This window comes from Stenotrophomonas sp. 05L44_2 (assembly GCF_056665995.1).
In genome coordinates this window covers 1-2,764 of the sequence record NZ_JBFTNR010000567.1, presented here as the reverse complement: position 1 = coordinate 2,764, position 2,764 = coordinate 1, and the positions used below count along the sequence as shown (strand labels likewise).

Sequence of the window (2,764 nt, the reverse complement as noted above, 5' to 3'; positions counted from 1 at the left end):
GGCCTCTTCGTTGCCGCTGCCACGCACCAGCTCGACCTTCTCCAGCCGGCCATCGGGCGCCAGCCAGACATTCACCTGCAGCTGGAACGCCAGGCGCTTGACCCGCGCGTCGCGCGAAATCGCCTGCTGCATCAGATAGCCCAGGTAGCGGCCATAGCTGGCGTTGCCGGCACCGCCGCGGCCAACGCCGGACGAGCCACCGCCGCTGCCCGACTGGATGCCGAAGTTGTCACCACCGGCCTGTGCATCGGCGTCCATGGTCACAGGGTCGGCGTTGTCCGGCGTCGGCGTCGGTTCTTCGGCCGGCGTTGGCTGGTCCAGCGGTTCCGGCTCTGGCACGGTCTCTTCCGGCGGCGTCTCCGGCTCAGGCGGCTTTTCCGGTGGTGGTGGTGGAGGCGGCGGCGGTGGTGGCAACGCCAGCATGGGCGGCTGCAGCACCGGCCGGCGGGTGCTGGCGGTGTCCTTGAACAGCAGCCACCACACGGCAACATCCAGTACCAGCAGCGCCGCCAGCACCAGCGCGATCGTCACCAGCAACTGGCGTCCGCGCGTACCGGGCTCCTGCAGGGGTGGTCGATGACCGGCCATGCCTCAGCCCTGCGCCTTGCCGGTGACCAGGCCGACCTGGGCCAGCTCCAGCCGACGCAGCAGATCCAGCACCTCGACCACGCGCGCGTACTGCACCTGCGCATCACCGCGCACGATCACCGGGAAATCCGGCGAGGTTGCCCGTTCGGTACGCAGGCGGTCCTCCAGCTCGGTCATCGTCACCGGGTAGGCATCCAGGAACACCTGGCCACTGGGGTCGATGGTGATCGCCTTGGTCTTGGGCTTCTCCAGTGCGGTGCTGTTGCTGGCCTTCGGCAGGTTGACCTCGATGCCGGGAATGGAGGCGTTGCTGGTCAGGATGAAGATCACCAACACCACCAGCAGCACGTCGACGAAAGGCGTCACGTTGATGCCCTTCTCGCGYTTCTTGATGCCGAACTTCGCCTTGTAGCCCATGGCCGGCCCCTCAGCCCTGGACCACGGCCGGGCCGCGCCCGTCCTGCTCTTCGGCCAGGCGGGCGGCGAACTCGTCGATGAACACCGCCATGTCGGCGCCGATSGCTTCGGCGCGAGCCCCCAGCCAGTTGTAGCCGAACAGCGCAGGAATCGCGACGCCCAGGCCGGCGGCGGTACACAGCAGCRCTGCCGCCATGCCCGGGGCCACCGAGTTGATGTCCACCGCACCGGCCATCGCCGCCACCACGAACACCAGCATGATGCCGATCACGGTGCCGAACAGACCGACATACGGTGCGCCCTCGATGGTGGTCGACAGCCAGTTCATGCGCCTCGCCATCGCTTCCTGTTCGCGCACCATCACCGCATCCATCGACGCGCGGATGGCGGCGATGGTGGCCGCGCTCAGGTAGCCGGAGTTGCCATCGCGCTGATGACGCTGCTGCATTTCATCGATGGCCACCTGGTAGATGCGCCACAGCGAGCCATCGTGCATCGCCGTCGGCACCTTGCCCTGCCGRTCCATCTCGGACAACGTGCGCAGCGGCACGCCGGAGAGCTTGCTGAAGCTCTCGGTGAACACCGCATTGGCCTTGCTGGTGCGGCCGAAATGACGGCTCTTGGCGATCATGATCGCCCAGGACAACAGCATCATCAGGCCGAGGATGGCGACCACCACCCAGGCATCGAACGGCATCGCCTTGAGGATGAAGGCGAAGTGGCTCTGCCCGGCCGACTGCTCGTCGGCGCCGTAGCTGATCAGGCGCGAATCGGCGCCCTGCGCGGTGGCATCTGCCAGCAGCAGCGCCGCCGGGCGTGCTACGCGTGAGATGCGCAGTTCATCCAGCGCGCCATCGAAGTTGGCCAGCGGTTGCGCCGCGCCCGGCGCATCGGCACCCACCACCGCTGCGGTGGTCAGTGCCGGCAGCTCACCACTGAGCTGGGCCACCACGCGACCGTTCAGATACAGCTGCAGCGACCCCTTCTCGGCGGTAACCGCAACATGCGCCCACTGCCCTTCCGGAATCGGCTGCGCCGGCGTGCTGCGTTGACCGTTGAGCTGCACGAACGGCACCCGGTTGTCGATGCCCACCACCAGCTCTGCGCTGCCATCGCGCCGGGCGTAGATCGCCTGCGCGGTGGTCAGCGCGCCCGGTTTGATCCAGGCAGAAACAGTGAGCGGCGCACCCGCTTCCTGTGCCAGCGAAGCACTGGCCGGCAGCGGCAGTGGACCGACGCCCAGCTGCACGCCACGCCCGATCACCGTGCTTTCCGCCGCAGGCACTACTGCACCGGCCGTGTTGCCGTAGGCCGTGGTATCACGGGCCGGCGCATTGGCTTCAGCAAAGTGGTAGACCAGCGTGTAATCCGGATCGAACACCTGCTGGCCATTGCCGCTGGCCGGTGCCTTCGCGTTGCCGTAGTACATCCAGATCGTCTGCGGCGCGCTGGCGGTCAGTGCCGGAACGTCCACCCAGACCAGGGCCAGGCCCAGGTTCGGGTCGAACTGCTCGATCTGATGGGCCAGCACGGTGCGACCGTCGGCAGAAACGAAACGCAGGTCGTTGCCACCCTCCTGGGTGCCATCAAAACCGAAGTTGCCGGTATGCAGGCGCAGCAGCAGCGGCGTACGCCCGGGGTTGCCGGTCAACCCCGCGCCCTGTGGGCCTGCGTCGACGGTGATCGGCTTGCGGTACTTCCATTCGGCCTGCCACCAGTTGGCATCGGCCGCGGCCGCGGGCAGCGCGATCAGCGCAGC

3 protein-coding genes are annotated in these 2,764 nt (G+C 67.8%); all 3 read right to left on the bottom strand.

The window, feature by feature from the left end; translation table 11 throughout:
- Nucleotides 1–588 (bottom strand): ferric siderophore transporter TonB (locus tag AC1VAN_RS17525; RefSeq protein WP_480986313.1); only part of this gene is annotated, 588 nt, incomplete at its 3' end.
- 3 nt (nucleotides 589–591) lie between these two features.
- Nucleotides 592–1,005, bottom strand: coding sequence for an ExbD/TolR family protein (locus AC1VAN_RS17520; protein WP_025874382.1), 414 nt, complete (start codon nucleotides 1,003–1,005; stop codon nucleotides 592–594).
- 10 nt (nucleotides 1,006–1,015) lie between these two features.
- Nucleotides 1,016–2,764 (bottom strand): DUF2341 domain-containing protein (locus AC1VAN_RS17515; RefSeq protein WP_480986312.1); only part of this gene is annotated, 1,749 nt, incomplete at its 5' end.